At 49.6% G+C, this 21,892-nt stretch carries 9 protein-coding genes; 8 read left to right on the top strand and 1 reads right to left on the bottom strand.

Features of this window, described 5'->3' with window-relative positions; genetic code table 11:
• On the bottom strand, nucleotides 1–1,170 hold a 1,170-nt coding region (locus CUS_RS14055), incomplete at its 3' end, for an endo-1,4-beta-xylanase (RefSeq protein ID WP_002851881.1).
• Between the two features lie 640 nt (nucleotides 1,171–1,810).
• Here CUS_RS14055 and fsa point away from each other — a divergent pair.
• From fsa to CUS_RS14015, 8 genes are all read left to right on the top strand, one after another.
• A complete protein-coding gene (fsa, locus tag CUS_RS14050) occupies nucleotides 1,811–2,458 on the top strand; it encodes a fructose-6-phosphate aldolase (protein ID WP_002851857.1) in 648 nt (215 codons plus the stop codon).
• Nucleotides 2,459–2,860: 402 nt separating this feature from the next.
• A complete protein-coding gene (locus tag CUS_RS14045; protein WP_002851875.1) occupies nucleotides 2,861–3,955 on the top strand; it encodes an ATP-binding protein in 1,095 nt (364 codons plus the stop codon).
• Nucleotides 3,916–6,333: a DUF5682 family protein gene (locus tag CUS_RS14040; protein ID WP_002851859.1), complete on the top strand. Its 2,418-nt coding sequence runs from the start codon at nucleotides 3,916–3,918 to the stop codon at nucleotides 6,331–6,333. The genes CUS_RS14045 and CUS_RS14040 overlap by 40 nt, the downstream gene beginning before the upstream one ends.
• Complete coding sequence (locus CUS_RS14035) at nucleotides 6,330–7,487, top strand: VWA domain-containing protein (RefSeq protein ID WP_002851828.1); 1,158 nt, start codon at nucleotides 6,330–6,332, stop codon at nucleotides 7,485–7,487. Before CUS_RS14040 ends, CUS_RS14035 begins: the two co-directional genes overlap by 4 nt.
• A gap of 10 nt (nucleotides 7,488–7,497) precedes the next feature.
• The gene (locus CUS_RS14030) at nucleotides 7,498–9,315 is read left to right on the top strand and encodes an SWIM zinc finger family protein (protein WP_002851879.1); all 1,818 of its coding nucleotides are present in this window, start codon (nucleotides 7,498–7,500) and stop codon (nucleotides 9,313–9,315) included.
• Nucleotides 9,316–9,381: 66 nt separating this feature from the next.
• Entirely contained in the window at nucleotides 9,382–12,738 is a 3,357-nt protein-coding gene (locus tag CUS_RS14025; RefSeq protein ID WP_002851844.1) for a DUF4132 domain-containing protein, read from the top strand.
• A 309-nt stretch (nucleotides 12,739–13,047) separates the two neighbouring features.
• A complete protein-coding gene (locus tag CUS_RS14020; protein ID WP_002851871.1) occupies nucleotides 13,048–16,098 on the top strand; it encodes an ABC transporter ATP-binding protein/permease in 3,051 nt (1,016 codons plus the stop codon).
• Between the two features lie 252 nt (nucleotides 16,099–16,350).
• Nucleotides 16,351–21,876, top strand: coding sequence for a leucine-rich repeat protein (locus CUS_RS14015; RefSeq protein ID WP_002851839.1), 5,526 nt, complete (start codon nucleotides 16,351–16,353; stop codon nucleotides 21,874–21,876).
• Nucleotides 21,877–21,892 lie beyond the last annotated feature (16 nt).

Raw genomic sequence — 21,892 nt, 5'->3', positions numbered from 1 at the left:
TTTTTCTGCAAGCGATGGGTCTTTTGCGGCGAGAAGTCCGTAGAATGACGGCTTTGCCTTGAAACTCAGCGAGAAGAACAGCGGCATCTCATTCTGTTTCCAGCTGACCGCATCGGTCAGTCCCCATACAGTGAAACTGCCAAAGGGTATCCCCTCGTCTTTAAGTGCGATTATCTGCTCCATAAAACGGCGGGAGTATTCGCCCTGTTTCTCTTCCCAGTCATCTGTCGCGTCCTTGCTTATGTCAAGTTCGGTTATGGATATCTCCACACCCAGTTCCTTATTGTAGCGGCGGACTGCTTCTGCGTATGTCATGGGGTCGCACCATGTACCGATGTGTGACTGCATTCCCACACCGTCGATGTTGCCTGCCTCAGCCACAGGTTTCAGAAAGTCGATTATGACCATCTGCTTTGTGAAGTTGAATGCGTTGTAGTCGTTGTAGTACAGCTTCACACCCTCAGGCTGATATTTGCGCGCAAACTCGAATGCCTTTTCGATGTAGTCATCACCGATGGTCTGCAGCCACAGACAGTCGCGCTTCTCGCTCTTACCGTCAGCGGCGGCTTCATTCACCACGTCCCATGCGTAGAAAAGTCCGGGATACTCGGTGTCAGCCCACTCAAATACCGCCTTGATATAGTTTTCCATACGTTTTAGCATAAGTTCGCGGTCGGCAAGTTCACCGTTTACATCGTAATCCTTGTAGAACAGCCATTCAGGTGTCTGCGAATACCATACCAGCGTATGACCGCGCATCTTGATGTCATGTGCTTTGGCAAATTCAAGCTGGTCGATGCACTTGTCGAACTTGACAGCAGGTGCTTCGCGGTACTTTTCAATATCCGACAGCGTGGTGTCCTTGTCCAGCAAAGCATCGGGCTTCATCTCGTTCTCACAGGTCATGCTGTTGAATTGTTCGGTGATGAGATTTATGTAGTCGGGGTCATATATCTGATAATCCGCCACAGCCGAGCCGATGGGGAAATCATCGGCATATACATCTTTCAGACGCGGCAGATCAGCGGTCTTTGACGGGAAAACAAATTCCTCTTTTGAAGCCGTTTCAGCTTTGCTTGCGGCACTTTCGGTCTTATCATCGGTCTTTGAAGAGCCGCAGCCTGTCAGCAAAAGCGCGGCACTGAGTATAAAAGCGAGTGTTTTTTTCATACTGTCACCTCACGTAAAGTTCGTCATATGGGGCATGTCCCCTTGCATATATAGTATATCACAGAACCCTTTTCATTGCAACAGATATTTGTCAGTTCGCAATAAACGGTCTTTTGAACAAATAAATTGTACTGCTTGCAAAATATTGTAATGACAAATATTTCGTCCATAAAATCACGGTAATACCGCAGATATCCACTTTTCGATAAGCAGAAGCGATATAACTTAAGTACGGACAGCTGTGCTGAAAATAAGAGTATAATTTATAAAATATGGTTATTTGTTTATACAATAAAAAAGTTGTCTGCTGATTATTGCGAATTAAAAATGCGAATATCCTGATATTGTATGTATAGCTGTCGGTCGATAATTGCGGCGATTTTCCAAATATTGCGCTTTTATATACGAGTTTGCCCGATTTTTGCGGATGACTGCTCGTTTATTGTTGATGTTCAAATCATCGCAATTATTATTTATAGTTAAGCAAAAAATGAATAGAAAAATTAAGTTTGCGGTTGTATAATAATATCAGAAAATACAACATGGATATGTAAAGCATGCAGGCTGACCACAATATGTTCGTACTGCTTTATGAACAGGTATGTACACTTAGCCTTGTGCTTGAAAGGACGGGTAAATTATGAAGCTGTTTGTTGATACCGCGAATGTCGATGACATCAGAGAAGCAGAATCGCTGGGCGTTATATGCGGCGTTACCACCAACCCCTCGCTGATCGCCAAAGAAGGCAGAGTATTCGAGGAGGTAGTAAAGGAGATAACCGAGATCGTTGACGGCCCTATCTCTGCTGAGGTCATCTCACTGGAAGCTGACAAGATGGTCGAAGAGGCTATCCCGCTTTCAAAGATACACAAGAATATAGTTATCAAGCTGCCGATGTGCGCTGAGGGTCTTAAAGCCTGTAAGAGGCTGACCGAAATGGGCATCAAGACCAATGTTACACTGATATTCTCAGCTGCACAGGCTATACTGGCTGCCAACGCAGGCGCGACTTATGTTTCGCCTTTCCTGGGCAGACTGGACGATATAGGCATGACAGGCATGGATCTGATCGAGGAGATCGCAGATATCTTCTCCGTTCAGGGCATCAAGACCCAGATCATCGCCGCATCTATCAGAAATCCGATACACGTTGTTGATGCTGCAAGGGCAGGCTGCGATATCGCAACTGTTCCGATGGGCGTTATCAGACAGATGATAAAGCACCCGCTGACCGACAACGGCATCGAGCGCTTCCTAAAAGATTGGGAGAGCGTACCTAACAAGTAAGATCTCAGAGAGTATCAAATACTCCGAATTTCCACCTTATTTTCCAATCGGGATCTCCGAAACACCCTGACAAGACGGCAGTATACCCCTCTGCTGTCTTGTCTGCGGGACCCCATCGGAAATCGCGGGGCAGTCCCTGAAATGCCCCGCTTTAGAATGCTATCCATTCTCCTTTTATTTCATATTATATATTCCTTCTGACAGACAGCTGAGAGTTATTTCAGCTGTTTGTTTCTTTATACGGACTTTTTGGGGATTTTGGTACAATAAAAGGGACTGCATTGAAATAATATCAAAATCGCTATTGTAATTCGTACATATTTATGTTATAATCAAGACATAGTTGAACAGCGCTTCACGAATAGGTCGAGCGTTCGGTATTTTATTCAGGAGGAAGGACAAATGGAACAAAATTACATAAAACCACCCGTTGAGGTCAGGTATGCAGACCAGCTTGCAGCGCTGGAAGCATCTGACACAGGCAAAAAGCCCGAAAACTGGCGGCTGTCACCGAAAGCAGTGCGCACTTTCATACTGGGCGGTGAAGCGGGCGGCGTTAAGATACCCCGCAAATTCTACGGCAACGATGCACTGGTAGAACGCTGCATAATCACGCTGGCAGGCAGCAGAGGTCTTATGCTGGTGGGCGAACCGGGTACTGCCAAGACCATGCTTTCGGAACTTCTCAGTGCGGCGTGCTGCGGTGTCAGCACAAATACCGTACAGGGTACTGCCGGCACCACCGAAGATATGATAAAGTACAGCTGGAACTACGCGCTGCTGCTGTCAAAAGGTCCATGCAGAGAAGCGCTGGTGCCGTCACCTCTGCTGGTCGGCATGGAAAATGGCATCTTCGCCAGATTTGAAGAGATAACCCGTACCCCCGCCGAGATACAGGACAGCCTTATCTCGGTCATGAGTGACCAGATACTCAATATCCCCGAACTGGGTGATGAAGGTCTTGTGCTGGCTAAGCCCGGCTTCAATATAATCGGTACTGCCAACACCCGCGACAAGGGCGTAAATGAGATGTCGGGCGCGCTGAAAAGGCGTTTCAACTTTGAAACTGTCATGCCCATCGCAGATGTCCGCCTTGAAAAGGAAATAATAATCCGCGAAGCTGAGGATATGGCTAAGGCGGGTCATATCGACTGCCCCATAGATACCGATGTGGCAGAACTGCTGGCAGTCACCTACCATGAACTGCGTGAGGGCAGGACTGCTGAGGGCACTGTGGTCGAAAAGCCTGCCGCTGTAATGAGTACTGCTGAAGCTGTTTCGGTCTATTACCAGACCATCAGCCACAGCTGGTATTTCGGTGACGGCAAGACTGATATGGGTCTGCTGACCGAAAATCTGCTGGGTGCGGTCTGCAAGGAGAACAAGGACGATCTCGAAAAGCTGAAAGCCTATTTCAGGACAGCTGTTACAGCAAAAGCTAAAAAGGTTGGTGGCGCATGGAAGGCATATTCGGAAACGGCAGGCTTGCTGAGATAGCAGGCGCGGCGGGGGAACTGCTGAGATATGACCCCGATGGAAAGCTGCTGCTTTTCCCCGTGCGTCATCACAGCCCCGTCTGCGCATTTCAGCTGAGAAGGGCGATAGAGGAGTTTTCGCCTACTGTCATACTGATAGAGGGTCCTGAAAATGCCAACGACCTGATACCTGTGCTGACCGATGAACTTACCCGACTCCCTGCGGCGATATACTATTTCTATAAAGACAAGAAAAAGCTGGTCAGCCCCGATGCTGAGGACTACAAGTGCTACTATCCTTTTCTGGAGTCTTCGCCTGAATACAACGCACTGGCTGAGGGCAAAGCGCGGGGGATACCTGCGCGTTTCATCGACCTGCCTTACTGCGAGATACTCATAAACACCGTCAGCAGTAAAGGTCTGCGCACAGATGCCGAAAAACACAGCTATACCGATGACACAAGGTTGGCGCGGTCGCAGTTTTACAAGCGGCTGTGCGAAAAGACAGGCATACGCAGTTTTGATGAGTTCTGGGAGAAGTACTTCGAGATAGAGGGACTTAAGCTGTCGGCTGAGGACTTCTGCAAGATGATGCACACCTACTGCGTGCTGACCAGAAATGACGAAAGCAAGACAGAATTGGAGGCAGACGGCACTCTCGCAAGAGAACGGCACATGGCTTACCGCATTCAGGAAGCGCTTGACAGCGGCGAAAAGGTGCTTGCAGTGACGGGCGGTCTGCACAGTCTTGGACTGGCGCAGGTGCTTAAAGCGGGCAAAATAAAGCCTTTCAAACTGCACAAGATGACCGCTGACATTCAGGGCGCTTTCCCGACAGCATATTCCTATCAGGCGGCAGACGCGCTTCACGGCTACGCATCGGGCATGAACTGTCCCGCGTTTTACGACGGCATAACCGCGCGGCTGAAAAATGGCGATGACGAGGCAGAAGTCTACAACAACGCCACCCTTGAACTGCTGATAGCAACAGCAAAGGAAAGTTCAAAGCGTGACATTCCCGTGTCGATAGCAGATGTGACTTCTGCCAAAAGCGTTATGACAGGTCTTGCGGCGCTCAGGAATGTGAGCCAGTGCGGTCTGGCAGAACTTTCCGACGGCATAACTTCGGCGTTCATAAAGGGCGAAAAGACCATGTCAAGCGCCATGCCGCTGACGATAATGCGCACCCTCGCCACAGGTGACGGTGTGGGGCATATCGGTGACAAGAGCCATGTCCCACCGCTGGTGGCAGACTTTGAAAAGATATGCGAACAGTACAAATTAAAGTACACCAGCGTTATCCCGCAGGATATCGACCTGCCGCTGTTCACAGGCGAAAAGGGTATCGCTGTCAGCCGTTTTTTCCACAGGCTGAACTACCTGCATACAGGCTTTGCCAAGCTGGTGAAAGGTCCCGACCTGCATCACGGGCGCGACAGGAGCAGGGTACACGAACAGTGGAATTACCGCAGGACTCCGCAGGTCGACGCATCTCTTATCGACCACACCACAGACGGCTTCACCATTGAGGAAGCCTGCGCAAATGTGGCGGCAAGGTCTTTCGCTGAGAGCGGCAGGTGCGATGATGCGGCGCAGACTGCCATAAGCTGTTTTGAGATGGGCATACCGCTGACCGAGAGCCAGACTGCCGAACTGGACAGCATAGTGGCAAATGACGGCGACTTTTTCTCGATAGGTGAGGGTCTGCGGTGCTTCGGCAGACTGTACGACCTGCGCAAACTGTACAATTTCGAGGACGAAAGTTCTCTCGCATACATGAACAGCTGTATGGGCAAGCTGATATCTGCCCTGCCTATGATGACAAATTCGCCCGATGATGTCGCTGACGATGTGGTGGATATAATGCGGCTGATGTTCAGTCTGACAGGCGGCGTGCTGGCTGACTGGCGCGACACCCTTGAAGATGCACTGCTGACAATGTCAGTAACAGACGAGAAACACCCCGCTGTTTACGGTGCGGTGATGGGTCTGCTTTATGCCATAGAAGCTGACCGCAGGGGCGATGCCGAAAATGCCATGCGCGGCTATCTCAGCGGTTCAGCAGAGGTGCGCAAAAAGGGCGCTGACTATCTGCGCGGGCTTTTCAGGACGGCGGGCGACATCGTGCTTGCTGATGATTCTTTCCTGAAAATGACCGACGAACTTATGACAGGCTTTGAAACTGCTGATTTCATGGAGATACTGCCCTCGATGAGGCTGGCGTTCTCCTACTTCACACCGTCCGAGATACATGATATCGCAAGGGCGGCGGCAGACATACACGGCGGCAAGGCTGATGACCTGCTTTCGGGCGATGTCATAGATGAGGGGCTTTACGGCTTCGGAAAAATGCTGGACAGCCTTATCACGGCACAGCTGAGCGGAGGTGAGCAGAAATGACGGAAGCAGAAGAAAAAGCGCTTTCGATGAACAGGTGGCGGCTGGTGCTGGGCAGTCAGTCGGACAGAGAACTGGATTTTTCGGGCGATGAGCGCGAATTGCAGAGTTTCATGGACATGGAAGAACTGCTCGACTACCTTTACAGCAGGGCAGACGGCGACGATGTAAGACAGGGAAGCGGCGAGAGCGCACAGCGGACGGCAGGTCAGGGCAAGTCAAAGCTGACAGCCGCCAAGTGGATAAACAAGGTGCGCGAACTTTTCCCGAAACAAACAGCAGAGGTGCTCGAAAAGCACGCGCTTGACGAGTTCGGTCTTACAGAACTGCTGACCGACAAGAAAGTCCTCGAAAAGATGACCCCGAACATGGATCTGCTGAAGACCATCTTACAGCTAAGGCACCTGATGCGCGGCGAGGTGGTGGAAACCGCCAAGAAGATAGCCGCGCAGGTGGCAGATGAACTGCGTCAGAAGCTGGAGAACAGCGTGCGCCGTTCGATACTGGGGCGCATAGACCGCAATTCTTCAAGCCCCGTACATTCGGCGCGAAACTTAGATATTAAAAAGACCATACGCCGAAACCTGAAAAACTACGACAGCGAAAGCGGTCAGCTGATGCTGAAAGAGATATACTTCTCCAACCGCGTCAAGCGTTTCAGCAACAAGCGGGTGATAATCGCCATCGACGAAAGCGGCTCGATGGCAGGTTCGGTGATATACAGCGCTGTGATGGCGCAGATAATCTCGAAACTGCCTTTTGCTGAGGTGAAACTGGTGATATTCGACACAGCGGTGGTAGACCTGAGCGAACATGCGGAAGACCCCGCTGAGGTGCTTATGAGCGTACAGTTGGGCGGCGGTACCTACATCGACAAGGCGATGACCTACTGCGAACAGCTTATATCCACCCCTTCGCAGACGGTCGTCATATGCGTTACAGACCTGTTCGAGGGCGGAAATGTTGACCGACTGCTGAATGTCAGCAATAATATCATCACAAGCGGCGCGAAACTCAGCTACCTGACAGCGCTGGACGAAAATGCGAATGCGGCGTTCAACCGTCCGCTGGGGCAAAAGCTGGCAGATATGGGCGCTTTTGTCGGTGCGATGACCCCCGACCAGCTGGGCGGCTACATCGGCAGAGTGTTCGGATAGGGGGCGGCGTATGACTGAAAAAGTACAGAAATTAAGACAGCTGATAGCCGCCGCCGATGAAGATGCGCTGATAGGTCTTGCAAATAAAGGCACTTACAAACGCGCCTGCAAGGACGCAGAGGGTCTGACAGCCGAGTTTGAAGAGGGCGATGACTGCATTACCCTCAACTTCGGCGGCGAAACGGTGACACTTAGATCACCTCTTGAAAACAGCACATGCAGCTGTCCGTCAAGGGCGGTGTGCAGGCACATAATAGGTGCGCTGGTGCTTATGAAAGGCGTTATACCCGCAGATGAAGCACCTGCCCCCGCAGAAAAGCCCGCCCCCGAAGAAAAAACTGAGAAGCCCCGACCCGCCGAAACTCCCGCAGTAAAACAGGTGCAGGCAGAACCTAACGCGCCGCAGGTGAAGTACCTCTCCGATAAGGACGAAGCGCGTGTGCATGACTGCGCATCTCTTTGCAGGGGTCTGCTGGGCGAGATACTGACAGACGGTCTGGTGCGCATGCCCGATGACATGCCCGCCCGCATCGAAGCGGCGGCGGTGCGCTGTCACGGTCTTAAAGCGGCAGATGCCGAGCGCGTCATGCGCAAGGTGGGCGGTCTGCTTACGGCACACCTGCAAAGGCGTGCATCGTTCAGTGACCACGAATTTGCAAGAAAACTCTGTGAAGCTGACACCTTGCTGGCGGCTCTTGAAAAAGGTCGGCTGACAGAAGAAGCGCTGGGCGAATTTCGGCGCAGTTACGAACCTCTGGCGGGTGAACTGAGCCTTCTGCCGATAGGTGCGCGTGATGTTTCGGGCAGTGAGTACAAGGGTGAGATATATTATTTCCTTGACGAGAACAGGACATCGGGCGGGGATTTCCTGACAATATCGGATATGCGCCCGACTTATTACGAGGACAGCACCCGTTCACGCCGAGTGCCGCCGCTGTCCCCGTGGGACTTAGGTGCAACGTTAAGTTCGGTGATGAAGAGCAAACTTGTGCTGGTGGGCGCGAAAGTCAGCGGTGAAAAGCTGTCATCATCGGCAGAAACAAAGGTCGCAAGCCAGACTAAAGCAAGCCTTAACTGCCCTGCGGTGCATAAGCTGATAATTGACGATTTCAGGCAGATAGCCGCAGAACTTGACGAAGCGGGCGAGTATGAAACTGACAGAATGTTTTTCATACACCCGACAAAGTGCTGTTACCACCGCTTTGACAAGTACAGCCAGAATTTCATAATGGAGATAGAGGACTGGCGGGGCTGCCGCATAAAGGTAAAGGCAAAGTTCCGCGCAGAAACCAGATCGTTCATCGAACTGCTTGAAAAGATAGCGCGGCGCATGGTCGGGAATACAGATGCAAATTACACCATTCTCGGCACTGCGAGCGTGCAGAACGGCGAACTGACGATCTTCCCCATAGAGATCTACGATTTTATCGACTATTTTGATGACAAGCAGTATTTCCTTCCCGAAAAGTATGACGGTACTGAGGCTTTCGGTGACTATGCAGAGCGTCTGCTGAGTCTGTTCACTCGGCTGAGGAATACGCTGGCATTCATCGTACACTGCGGACTGAGGTCTGAGATACGCGACGAAGACAAGCTGACAAAGCGTGCCGAAAACTGCGGCATGGCACATCTTGCCGAACTGACCTCTGCACTGCTTGACGGCGCATCTGCCTACAGGCACAGTCTGTTGGGCGATGCGGGAAGTATCCTGCAAAAGATGTCAGCGCTGTACGAATATATCGAACTGGGCGAAAAACGCTTGCAGACCATCAGTGCGCTGGCAAAGATGCAGCCCGAAAAGCTGACGGAAGAGCAGTCACCATTCTGATAACGGTACAAATTTGAGGACAACATATCAAACGGCATACAGCCGACATTGAAAGGAGTAATTGAAATGATATTTGCAAACCACGCGGAAGGGGAGTCAAAACTGGCAAAACTGCTGGTGAAACAGGGACTTCCCGAAGAGAATGTTAAGGTATTTGAGGCTTTTATGGACATGGAAAAGCCTGCCGACTACACACTGCTTGACAAAATGGAAGCAGTTTCGGTATCTGTCATAGATCTCAATGTGATGAGCAAGTTCCACCAGGCGGCAAAAGTCGAGATAGTCAAGCAGAAAAACGAAGAACTGACAAACAGATTTCTCTGCTTTTTGTGGGCGGCATTCAGGACGCGCAGTGTTGACTTTATGGACAGCTTCCTGACAAAATGGGAAGCCGACTTCTGCGCGGAACTTTTCGTGAAAGCGCTGACCGCATGGAAAGGTGCTGAACAGGCAAAACTCTGCGGAAAGGCTGTGCGCATTGTCTGCGGCGAGAGCAAGACATGGGAGAGCAAAATCATAAATGAAATCACCGATGCCGAAAACGCCGCCGACATAGCCGATATAGTATATGAGAACAACGCTTGGGTGAGCATGATACTCTATGCGCGGGTTCTGGAATTCTCGGAGAAAGAGAGTGATGTGGTAAAGCATATTATCAAGGTTCTCGATGCCTATTATCCCAAAGGCGCATCATCTTCTTCGAGGTATGATGATAAAGTCACATATCATGTGGCACTTGGCGAAGCGGCACGCTTTGACAAAAATATGCTGGCAAAGTTCAACGAACTGGCGGCAAACCACACAAAGGAAATAGCTGAAACGGCAGTGCGCCGCGAATGCTACAAGGTGCTTGATATGATAGACAAGTCGGACAAGCTGTGCGACAAGGAATATATAGGTTTTCTTGCGGCAAACGGCAGGTACAATAATGCTGATATCCCATCGCATCTGGCATATATCGCGAAAAACCGCACCGCGCTCTTCACCGACACACTGAAAGGTCTGACAGATGTTGCGGCAGTCAGGGTCATGGCTGAAACACTGCAAAAACTGGGTCTGACCTGTCCCGATATCAACACTGCGGTCAGCGAAAAAATTGAAGAATTTTTAAGAGAGTGCCTGCCGCAGGATGCTGACAAGGTCATCGAATATCTTAACGGCAATATCGACACCGCCGAGATACTGGAAGTCCTTAAAAATGCACAGTGGAACACATGCAACAGAACGGATATAGACTACTACGGAAATCTTGGTATAGATGACTATTTCAGCAGATACTACACAGTGCTGATACAGGCTGATGTCGGCTATTCAAAGAACTGGTTCATCAAGGACGTGACGGGCTTTGATCTGGTCAAGCGTGAGGACAAGTGCTTTGATATGCTGTTCAGGGCAGGTCTGCCTGTAAATACTGCGGTGGAATGCGTGGCTGATTGTATCGAAAAACTCTATTCCGATAAAGAATCAACGATAAAAAGAGCGGCTGATGCGCTGGCAGAACATGCCGAAGAACTGGAAAAACTGGAAACGGCAGACCTTTCCGCAATCGCCAGACAGATGGCGGTAATGGCGTTCGACCACGACCCCAAGCGCTATAAAGAGAAGATAATGGCGATGGTGGAAGACAGCAGTAAGGCGGTCAAGACCGAACTGATATCTCTGCTGGGTCATCAGACAGGCTGGCACGATGAGATCGCAGAACTGCTGACCCGAAAGAAATCCGCCGCCCGTGAGATGGCTGTTTCCGTAATAGAAAAGCAGGGCGCTGAGATGTACAAAGATGCGCTGAATGCTGCGCTTGAAAAAGAGAAGTCCGCCAAGATAAAGGACAGGATAGCACTGCTGATAGGCGCGGCAGTTTCACAGAAGCCTGAGGAGGAAAGTTCGGGCGCACCTGTTGACATAGTTGCCGAACTGACAAAAGGCGGCAAGGCTAAGAAAGTCGCGTGGTGCTTTGAGGGCGCACACAAAGAGGTAACTAATGCAGACGGTACGGAAGCGCCCAAGAATTATCTCGAAGCACTGCTGATGTGCTATGCGGCTATGACGAATTTTGGTGTCAGCCCCACAGCGAACAGTCTGGCTGAAAAGCTGGACAAGCGCAGTCTTGAAGGATTTGCCGCAGAGGTGTTCGGCAAGTGGCTGGATAACGGCGCACAGGCAAAGACCAAGTGGGTGCTTTATTTTGCGGCTATACACGGCGGCAACGCTATGGTAGATGACTTTATGCACTACATCAAGTACTGGGGCGAAAATTCGAGAGGTGCCATAGCTTCCGAAGCTGTAAGAGCGATGGCACTCAGCGGCAGTACCACAGCGCTTATGAATGTTGACGGCATGTCGCGCAAGTTCAAGAATAAGATGGTGCGCGGCGCGGCGGCAGAAGCCCTGAGAAATGCGGCAGAAGAACTGGGTCTGACCACCGAAGAACTTGCAGATAAGATAGTCCCCGACCTCGGATTTGACGAGAACATGTGCAGGGAGTTCGATTTCGGACCGCGTCAGTTCAAGGTGTATCTGGCGGCAGGCAACGAATTGCAGATATTCAGCGGCGACAAACAGGTTAAGAACCTGCCGAAGCCCGGCGTAAATGATGATGCCGAAAAAGCTGCGGCAGCATCGGCAGACTTCAAGGAGATGAAGAAGCAGTTGAAGACTGTTGCCGCCAACCAGAAAGCGCGTCTTGAAAGCGTGCTGATGAATGACAGAAAGTGGTCGCAGGAGGGCTGGAACGCCCTGTTCGTGAAAAATGCGGTGATGCACAGTTTTGCCATCGGGCTGATATGGGGTCTGTATGACGAGAACGGCAGGCTGACAGAAACTTTCCGATACACCGAAGAGGGCAGTTTCAACAGTATCGAGGACGATGAGATCGAACTTGCGCCAAACGGCAGTATCGGTCTTGTACACCCGCTGGAACTGACCGAAGAACAGATATCTCAGTGGAAAGAACAGCTTGAAGATTACGAGATAGTCCAGCCCTTCCCGCAGCTTGAAAGAAAGGTCTACAGAATGACCGATGAAGAGAGAAAGTCGCATGCGATAATGCGCTTTGACGGTATCGAACTGAACAGCCTTTCGCTGATAGGCAAGATGACAAAAGCGGGCTGGTACAAGGGTCAGGCTGAGGACGCAGGCTTCTTCTACTATTTCTGGCGCGAAGATGTCAGCAGCCGCGCAAAGCAGTCTGACGGCAGTTATCTGGCTGAGGGCGTGCTGGCTGATCTGGAATTTTCAGGTGCAAGTATAGTCAACTACGACTTTGAGGGCGAAGATGTCACCATAAACAAGCTGGAACTCTATAAGCCGGGTGCAGACCTTTACCGCGCACAGCCCGTGGCGGTGGGCGAGGTAAGCGACAGGTATTTCAGCGAACTGATAATGCAGCTGACTTCTGTTTTGGGCAAGCCCGAAGAAGAATAATTCTTGAATATCGTGCGCAGCCGTGAGTGACTGCGCACTTTTTTATTGTGTGGTCATCACGCTGACACGTCATAAAAAACGGTGGTTTTACATAACTTAAGGTGGTCGGCGTATTTATTTTCCCCCCTTGCCGCAGGCGGTCATGCAGCACTTAAAGACAGGTCAGCATGTGGAAAATGGCGTTTGCTAATTAACAATGCGTTCATGATATGCGCTGTGCAAATTCATAAATAAGTTATATAATAATATGGTGTGTACGACCACACATATATGGATATTATTGTCAATGGTAGAAAAAGGGAGTGAACTATGCTTAGCTTAAAGGAGATAACCAAAAACTATGTGGTGGGTGACACCACTGTCAAGGCGCTCAAAGGTGTCAGCATCGATTTCCGCGAGAACGAGTTCGTGTCCATTCTGGGACAGTCGGGCTGCGGTAAGACCACACTGCTGAACATAATCGGCGGACTTGACCGCTACACAGACGGCGACCTGAACATCAACGGCAAATCCACAAAGGATTTCAAGGACGCTGACTGGGACAGCTACAGAAATCATTCGATAGGCTTTGTTTTCCAAAGCTATAACCTGATACCTCACCAGACGGTGCTTGCAAATGTCGAACTGGCGCTGACACTTTCGGGCGTTCCGAAAGCTGAGAGAAGAAAACGCGCCATAGATGCGCTGACACAGGTGGGTCTGGGTGACCAGCTCAGCAAAAAGCCGAACCAGATGTCGGGCGGACAGATGCAGCGTGTAGCCATAGCGCGTGCGCTGGTCAATGACCCCGATATACTGCTGGCTGATGAGCCTACAGGTGCGCTTGATACCGAAACTAGCGTGCAGATAATGGAGATACTGAAAAACATCTCCAAAGACAAACTGATAATCATGGTAACGCACAACCCCGAACTGGCAGAAAAGTATTCTTCAAGAATAATCAGACTGCTGGACGGTAAGGTGACTGACGACTCCGACCCATACAATGCCAACGCGGTAAATGAAGAGAAGTCGGCGGCAGAGAAGAAGAAAGAGCGCAAGAAGCTGAAAACTTCCATGAACTTCCTGACTGCGCTGAGCCTCAGCCGAAACAACCTGATGACCAAAAAGGCGCGCACACTGCTCACCTCCTTCGCGGGTTCGATAGGTATTATCGGCATCGCGCTGATACTTTCGATATCCAACGGCGTGCAGGTATATATCGACCAGGTGCAGTCTGATACCCTCTCAACTTACCCGCTTACCATCGAACAGACCACTGCCAGTGTCGGTGAGATAATGAGCATGATGGCGGAGGACAGAGAGGCTTCCCGCGATCACGATATGGATAAGGTCTACTCGCAGAACCAGATGGCGCGTATGATAAACACGCTGATGCAGGAAACCAAAGTCAACAATCTTGAGAAGTTCAAGACTTTCCTTGATGAGAACAAGGAGATAAAGACACTCACCAGCGATATCAAGTACGGCTACGCCACCACCCTCAACGTGTTCAAGGCTGATACCTCTGAGGGCGCATATCAGGTAAACCCCTCGCAGGTGTTGATGGATATGGGCTACCTCAGCGAAACACAGATGATGGGCATGTCTATGGGCGGCGCAAAGGGAAGTCCGATGCGCGGCATGGATGTGTGGAATGAAATGATAGACAACGATGACCTGATCAAGTCGCAGTATGACATCATCGCAGGACGCATGCCCGAAAAGTACAGCGAAACAGTGCTGATAGTCGATAAGTACAATGAGATAAACGACTATATCCTCTACTCGCTGGGTATCCTGGATTCTTCTGAGATAAACGGCATCGTGAGAAAAGCCATCACAGGCGAAGAGGTCAAACTCAATAACGAACAGCACAGCTACACCTACGATGAACTGCTCGACCTGAAATTCAAGGTCGTTCCCACCACAGATTTCTACCGCAAGAAAGACGGCGTGTGGGAGGATATGAAGGACGACTACGATTACATGGTCGATGTTGTCGATAAGGGTCTGGAAGTCAGCGTTGTTGGTATCTTAAGACCCAATGACGATGCGGCGGCAACTTCCATCAACGGCGGCATCGCCTACAAGCACGAACTTATGGAGTACCTTGTAAATGAGGTCAAGGACAGTGAGATAGTCAAGGAACAGCAGGAAAATCCCGATATCGATGTGTTCAGCGGTCTTAAGTTCAAGGGCGAAAATGACGAAGAGAACGAACAGCCGAAAGACACGGAAACTGAAGAACCTCAGAAAGAGGAAGAACCTACTGCTGAGGAAACTGTCACACAGTCTGCACCCGCTGCGGGTATGCCCGAACTTTCCGATGAACAGCTTGCAGCACTGATGGCGGGCGAAAAGCCTGAGGGCATGAGCGATGAAGAATTTACGGCGATGATGGCACAGATGTCCGCTGAGGCACCTGCTGCGGAAATGCCCGAACTTTCTGACGAACAGCTGGCGGCACTTATGGCAGGTCAGCTGCCTGAGGGCATGACTGAGGAGGAAGCTGCGGCTTACATGGCTCAGGGCGGCAATAAAGAACAGATGCAGGAACTCACCGACATGGGCATGAATGCTATGGGCGGTCTTGACATGGGTTCGCTTATGAGCGGAAGCGGTGATTTCATGGGCGGTCTGACTGATGCACAGAAGGAGTTCCTCGCAAGCCTGTCTGACGAACAGCTGGCTATGATGCAGGGCATGATAACCGAGACTACTCAGCAGAACCTCGACCAGCTGGCGAACAGCGGCAAGTTCTCAAACACCACATATGACGCTAACATGGTGGTGCTCGGCTATGCAACACTTGAAAACCCCAGCAGCATAAATATCTATCCGAAAGATTTTGCCTCGAAAGAACGCATCATCGAACTGATAGACGAGTACAACGATAATGCCGAAGAAGCTGACGAGATAGAGTACACCGATATAGTGGGCGTTATGATGTCTTCCGTGACCTCGATAATAAACGCCATAAGCTATGTGCTGATAGCATTTGTTGCTATCTCGCTGGTGGTATCTTCGATAATGATAGGCATAATCACATATATCTCGGTACTGGAGAGAACAAAGGAGATCGGTATACTCCGTTCTATCGGTGCTTCAAAGAGAGATATCTCCCGCGTATTCAATGCGGAAACTGTCATCGTGGGCGCGGTGGCAGGCATACTGGGCGTAGGACTCAGCTATCTGCTGACGATACCGATAAATGCGATAATCGCACACCTGACGACAGTGCCCATGCGTGCGGCTATACCTTACGCGGCGGCAGGCATACTGGTGCTGATAAGCATTCTGCTGACACTGGTGGCAGGCTTGTTCCCGTCAAGGATAGCGGCAAAGAAAGACCCTGTTATCGCACTGAGAACAGAATAAAGGCGGCTTCGGCTGCTGATATCTTCCCCCTTTTGCATGCAAAAGGGGGAATTTTTTATAATTATGAATTATATTAATAAAATGTGAAAAACAAAGTTCTATATTGAAAAGGTTTGTGCATGTCTACAATTTCCGCATTCTGATGAAGTTTAAAATGCTCAAATTGTTGAAATGAATTTAAATTTATGATATAATGTTGACGGATATTTATATCCGTTGGGTTAAAAGTATTTTATAAAGGAGAGATGATCTATGATCAAGAAAAGGATCGCGGCAGGGCTTGCAGCACTTCTGATGACTTTTGGTGCGGCACCTGTTCCCGAAATAGCACAGGTATTGCCTTTTGCAAATCCCATAGTAGTTCAGGCAGCAAGTTTCAAGGCGGTGTCAGCCGATAAAATGATGGCGGCAAGTGTCGATACAGCGAAGATGACCATTACGTTCACCCCGACCATGCTGTTCTTTGATGATGTGAAGCTGTCTAAGGAGATACATTTCGATATCACAGGCTACAAGAGCGAGATGTTCTCAAAACTTCAGGCTGAGATGGATAAAAGCCAGAAAGAAGAAGACCACGTAGAACTTAACGAGTGTAAGATAGTTCTCGCAAAGCCGTCTGACGGCAGTTTAAGTTCGTTAGTTAACCTTTCACAGGTATATTTTGAGGACGGCTTTATAAACGAGGTAGGTGCAAGCCTGTTCTCAGGCTGTAAGAACCTCCAGTACGCAGTGTTCGGTGACAGCATAACCAGCATCGGCAACAGCGCATTTTCAAGCTGCGCAAACTTCGTCGGCAGCAACCGTGACAATACATTACAGCTGAACAATGTCACTGCCATCGGCAGCGGTTCATTTTCAAGCTGCCCGTTCATCGAGCATATAAACTTCAACGGTGTTATAAAGACCATCGGCACATCTGCATTTGCAAACTGCAAAGCGCTGAAAGAACTTGATTTCCCGAAAACGCTGGATATTATCGATGCAAACGCCTTCACGGGCTGCGCTCAGCTGGCAAGGGTAGATTTTGCTGACGGCACTTATGTGGATAATATCGGTGCAAACGCATTTGCTTCGGATGTTATGCTGAAAACTGTTGACTTCGGCAGCGGTACTATCGTCAGAAGCATTTATTCAAGCGCTTTCTCAAAGGATACCATGCTTCAGGAACTTATAGTTGACGGCGATGAAGAACACAATACTCTGCCTAACGGACTGGAGTATATGGGTCCAAGTGTGTTCAGCGGCGACACTGCATTGCAGAGTTTCATCGTGCCTGACAGCCTGCCTGCACTGCCAAACCAGACTTTCAGCGGTTGTACTGCCCTTAAGACAGTATGGTTCGGCAACGAGCTTGGTACAAATTCTCAGTGCGAACTGATAGGTGCCGGCGCATTTACAGGCTGTACTGTGCTAAACTCCATAATTCTGCCCGATTCTGTTACCAGTATAGGCGGCAGCGCTTTCCAGAACTGCAAGTCGCTGGAGAAACTGGTGGTATCTGACAGTCTGAATTATATTGACGGCAGCACTTCTTTCAATGACAAAGATGAAGAATATAAATATGAACATCCGATAGACAGTTCTACTCCTGACCCCGATGATACTTCCAACGGCGGAACATTTTCGGGCTGCCCGCTGATAGCGATATATCCCAGAGCAGATATGGCTAATGCCGAGAATGACTGGCTCAGCTATAAGGACAAGGTAAAGCTGCCCGAAACTGTGGTGACAGTCCCCTCGCAGTGCTTTATGAACGACACAGGTCTGACAGAGATATATCTGGCAGATGTTATCTCGGTGGGACAGAGTGCGATGCAGGGCTGTACCTCGCTTAAATTCATAAACTTCCCCACAAGGGTCATTTATATGAACAAGAGCGTGCTTCAGGGCTGTACTTCTCTTAAGGATATAAAGGTGTCACCGAAGCTGGGCGCTATCATGGATAACGCATGCAGCGGCTGTACATCGCTGGAAACACTGACACCCGATGACGGTACATCGGTATACGACTATACTTTGCAGTTCCCCGCGACATGCGGCGGCGTTCAGTCGAATGCTTTCAACGGCTGCAAGAGTTTCAGGTACATAAATATCCTCACTGACAATAAGGGCTATACCAACTTCGGTGTTATAGGTGAGGCTGCGTTCAAGGGCTGTGAGTCGATAATAGGTTCAAACTACAACAATGTGGCGAACGATACAGTTTCGCTGCCCGACCAGCTGGTGGTCGTACAGAAGAGTGCTTTCGAGAACTGCCTGAACATGGGTCACATAGTTCTGAACGGTGATGTTTCTACCATTGCCGATAGCGCATTTGCAGGCTGTGCCGCACTGGAGAGCATTCAGGTCAGCGACAGCGTGCGTCAGGTGGGCGCATCTGCATTCAAGAACTGCACGAGCCTTACAGAAATGCCCCGTACTGTTGACGGCATGCCCGCGCTGAGCAATCTTTCGGTAATAAACGTATCAACGTTTGAGAACTGCGCAGCGCTGAAAGAAGCCTATATCCCCGCAAATATCACTATGATAGAAAGCAGCGCATTCAAGGGCTGCTCACTGATGGAGAGCGTGCAGTGGGAGGAAGGTTCAAAGCTGGAACAGATAGGCGACAGCGCATTCAGCGGCTGCATAAAGCTGATGCGTTTCTCCTCTGACTATGACGGCAACAAGACCAATTTCCCGAATTCGCTGATAACAATAAAGAAGAACGCTTTCGAGAAGTGTGCTCTGGAGGATATCACCATAGTAAGACCTGCGAAGTCGGGCAGTTCAAACATAATCGAGGGAAGTGCTTTCTCGAACAATACTTCGCTGGTAAGGGCTGACCTTTCGGGTTCTAACATGCCCAGCATCGCACAAAATCTGTTCAGCGGCTGCACCGGTCTGGAAACTGTGCTTATACCCGATGACACCATTACTGTCATAGATGCAAATGCTTTCAACAACTGCTACAGGCTGCATACTTTCGGTACTGTCAGCGACCCTGAGGGCGTTTATGTGATACCCGAAAAGGTAGTTACCATCGGCAGCGGAGCATTCACTAACAACTACTGCATGCAGCGTATCAGCTTCCCATCGACTGCAAGCGTGATACAGCTGAACATGTTCAACTTAACCGTTAAGGAAGAAGACATAGTAAATAACGGCTATACGCCCATAGAGTACATCGAAGTTGCTGATGCGAACTCGAATTACTCTTCAAAGGACGGTGTGCTTTACAACAAGGACGGCAGTGTGCTGTACGTTTACCCGCTGATGAAGCAGGACGAGATATTCACCATACCGGATGATGTAAAGACCATCAACACCAACGCGATGATGTCGGCTTATTATCTGAAAGGCGTTGAACTGAACAAGGATCTCGCTGAGATAAAGGATAAGGCGCTCTATAATTGCAGACTGCTGGAATTTGTTGACTTCGGCAAGAACTATAATGTGAAGATAGGTTCTTCCGCTTTCACTGCGACAAAGACCGCAACCAAAAAAGTACTGCTGTACGGTGCTTCACCCTGCACTGCAAAGAACTATGCTAATGCCAACAGCAGTGCAGTGATATTCGTTGATGCGGCGGCTGAACTGAATATTCTTGACAAGAACGGCAGAGATTTCGATGTTAGAAGAGTTTCCACAGGTGATAATACCTATCAGCTGAAAATATCACAGACCAATGCACAGGGCAATGCGGCTGACGATAAGCTGAACTGGTCATCTGACAACACTGATGTGGCAGAAGTTGACGAACTTGGCAAGGTGACAGTCAAGAAGGCAGGAAATGTCAATATCACAGTGACCAACGGCAGGGGAACTGTCAGCGACACCGTAACACTGAGCGTATTTGAACAGCTGAAGGTCGAACTTGACCCGGAAGAATTTTACTATGACGGCGAGGCTAAGATACCTGATGTAATAGTCAGCAGCGGCAGCACTGTTCTTACTGAGGGCAAGGACTACACAGTGACAGTAAAGGACAATGTAAAGGTCGGCAACGGCAAGGTAACAGTTGTCGGTTCTGAAAACTACCCTGAAACTGTCGAAACTGTCTTCAAGATCAACAGGGCTGACATAAACAACTGTGATGTCGTGCTTTCGCCTGAGAGTTTCAGCTATGACGGCACAGATAAAGAACCTGAGGTAAAGGTGTACAATAACGGCGTACTGCTGAGAGAGAACACCGACTACACTGTAAAGTTCGAGAATAACGTAAATGCAGGTGTTGCAAGTGTTGTCATCGCGGGCAAGAACAGCTATGGCAATACCAAGACTGTTGATTTCGAGATAGAAAAGACACCTGTCAGCGCACTGGAGGTAACTCTCAATCCTGACAGCTTCAACTATGACGGTAACGCTAAGGAACCTGCTGTGGCAGTGACCAACAACGGCAAACGCCTGACAGAGGGTACTGACTACAGAATGACCGTGACTGACAACATCAACGCGGGCAAGGGCATAGTGACCATCGAAGGTTTGGGCGGCTATGAGGGCTCGCGCGAGATAAAGTTCGATATCTCGAAGACAGATATCTCGAAATTCAGCGCAAGCGTACAGTATTCGCAGGTGGTATATGACGGCACCGAGAAGACACCTACCGTAAAGGTAAGGAGCGCGGGCGGTTACCTGACACAGGATAAGGACTACACCCTGACATTCAACAACAACCTGAACTGCGGTACAGCTGAGGTCATCATTGACGGTATAGGCGGCTATGAGGGTCAGATAATCAAGACTTTCAAGATAAACAAGGCTGAGATCTCAAGTGCAAAGATAACCGTTGACAGCGGCAGGTATGTGTATGACGGTACAGCTTTTGAACCTAAGGTGACTGTAGCAGGCGTAAAGAGCAGTGACTACACTGTAAACTACTACAGGAACGTTGATGCAGGCACAGCTATCATTGAGATAGTTGGCGAGAACAACTTCGGCGGAAAGGTATCAAAGACTTTTGAGATACAGCCTGCCGATATCACCAAGCACACTGTTGAACTTTCGCAGAACAGCTTTGAGTATGACGGCACTGCCAAGACCCCGACTGTTACCATAAAGGGTCTGACAGAGGGCAAGGACTTCAATGTTAACTACAAGAACAATGTTCAGAGAGGTACTGCGACCATTGAGATAGAGGGTATCAAAAACTATACAGGCAGTATGACAGCAGAGTTCGACATAACCGAGCGCACTATGGACGGCTGTGTGCTGACACTTGATGCAGACGATGCTGAGTACACAGGCAGAGAGATAAAGCCTGCGGTCACTGTCATGGACGGCGACACAAAACTTGTTGAGGGCACAGATTACAAGGTGACCTACACAGGCAACATTGAACCGGGAACTGCTAAGGTGACCGTTGAGGGTATCGGCAGGTATAGCGGCACGCTGACCAAAGAGTTCACAATAAAGGCTGATGACTCATCAAAGCCCGATGATACTTCGTCTAAGCCTGATGATACTTCGTCTAAGCCCGATGATTCTTCATCAAAGCCTGATGATTCTTCGTCTAAGCCTGATGATACTTCATCAAAGCCCGATGATCCTTCCGATACCGATGATTCTTCGGAGGGAGATACACCTGACCAGCCGAAGGATATGGTCAAAGGTGATGTCAACGGAGATGGCGTTGTTAACGTTACCGATATCTCAAAGGTTGCGGCACATGTAAAGGGTGTCAAGAAACTGTCTGAAGAAATGCAGAAGTTGGCAGATGTCAACGGAGATGGCGTTGTTAACGTTACCGATATCTCAAAGATAGCGGCGCATGTAAAGGGCGTAAAAAAGCTGAAATGATGTAAATATACGGACA

The sequence above is a fragment of the Hominimerdicola alba 8 genome (assembly GCF_000178155.2).
Classification (GTDB): domain Bacteria; phylum Bacillota; class Clostridia; order Oscillospirales; family Ruminococcaceae; genus Hominimerdicola; species Hominimerdicola alba_C.
Note: the sequence above shows the minus strand (reverse complement) of the source record. Positions and strands in the feature narration are given on the sequence as shown.

Coding starts and splice junctions, on each gene's coding strand:
- CUS_RS14015 (WP_002851839.1), top strand. CDS start 16,351: ATGATCAAGAAAAGGATCGCGGCAGGGCTTGCAGCACTTCTGATGACT.
- CUS_RS14030 (WP_002851879.1), top strand. CDS start 7,498: ATGACTGAAAAAGTACAGAAATTAAGACAGCTGATAGCCGCCGCCGAT.
- CUS_RS14025 (WP_002851844.1), top strand. CDS start 9,382: ATGATATTTGCAAACCACGCGGAAGGGGAGTCAAAACTGGCAAAACTG.
- CUS_RS14035 (WP_002851828.1), top strand. CDS start 6,330: ATGACGGAAGCAGAAGAAAAAGCGCTTTCGATGAACAGGTGGCGGCTG.
- CUS_RS14045 (WP_002851875.1), top strand. CDS start 2,861: ATGGAACAAAATTACATAAAACCACCCGTTGAGGTCAGGTATGCAGAC.
- CUS_RS14020 (WP_002851871.1), top strand. CDS start 13,048: ATGCTTAGCTTAAAGGAGATAACCAAAAACTATGTGGTGGGTGACACC.
- fsa (WP_002851857.1), top strand. CDS start 1,811: ATGAAGCTGTTTGTTGATACCGCGAATGTCGATGACATCAGAGAAGCA.
- CUS_RS14040 (WP_002851859.1), top strand. CDS start 3,916: ATGGAAGGCATATTCGGAAACGGCAGGCTTGCTGAGATAGCAGGCGCG.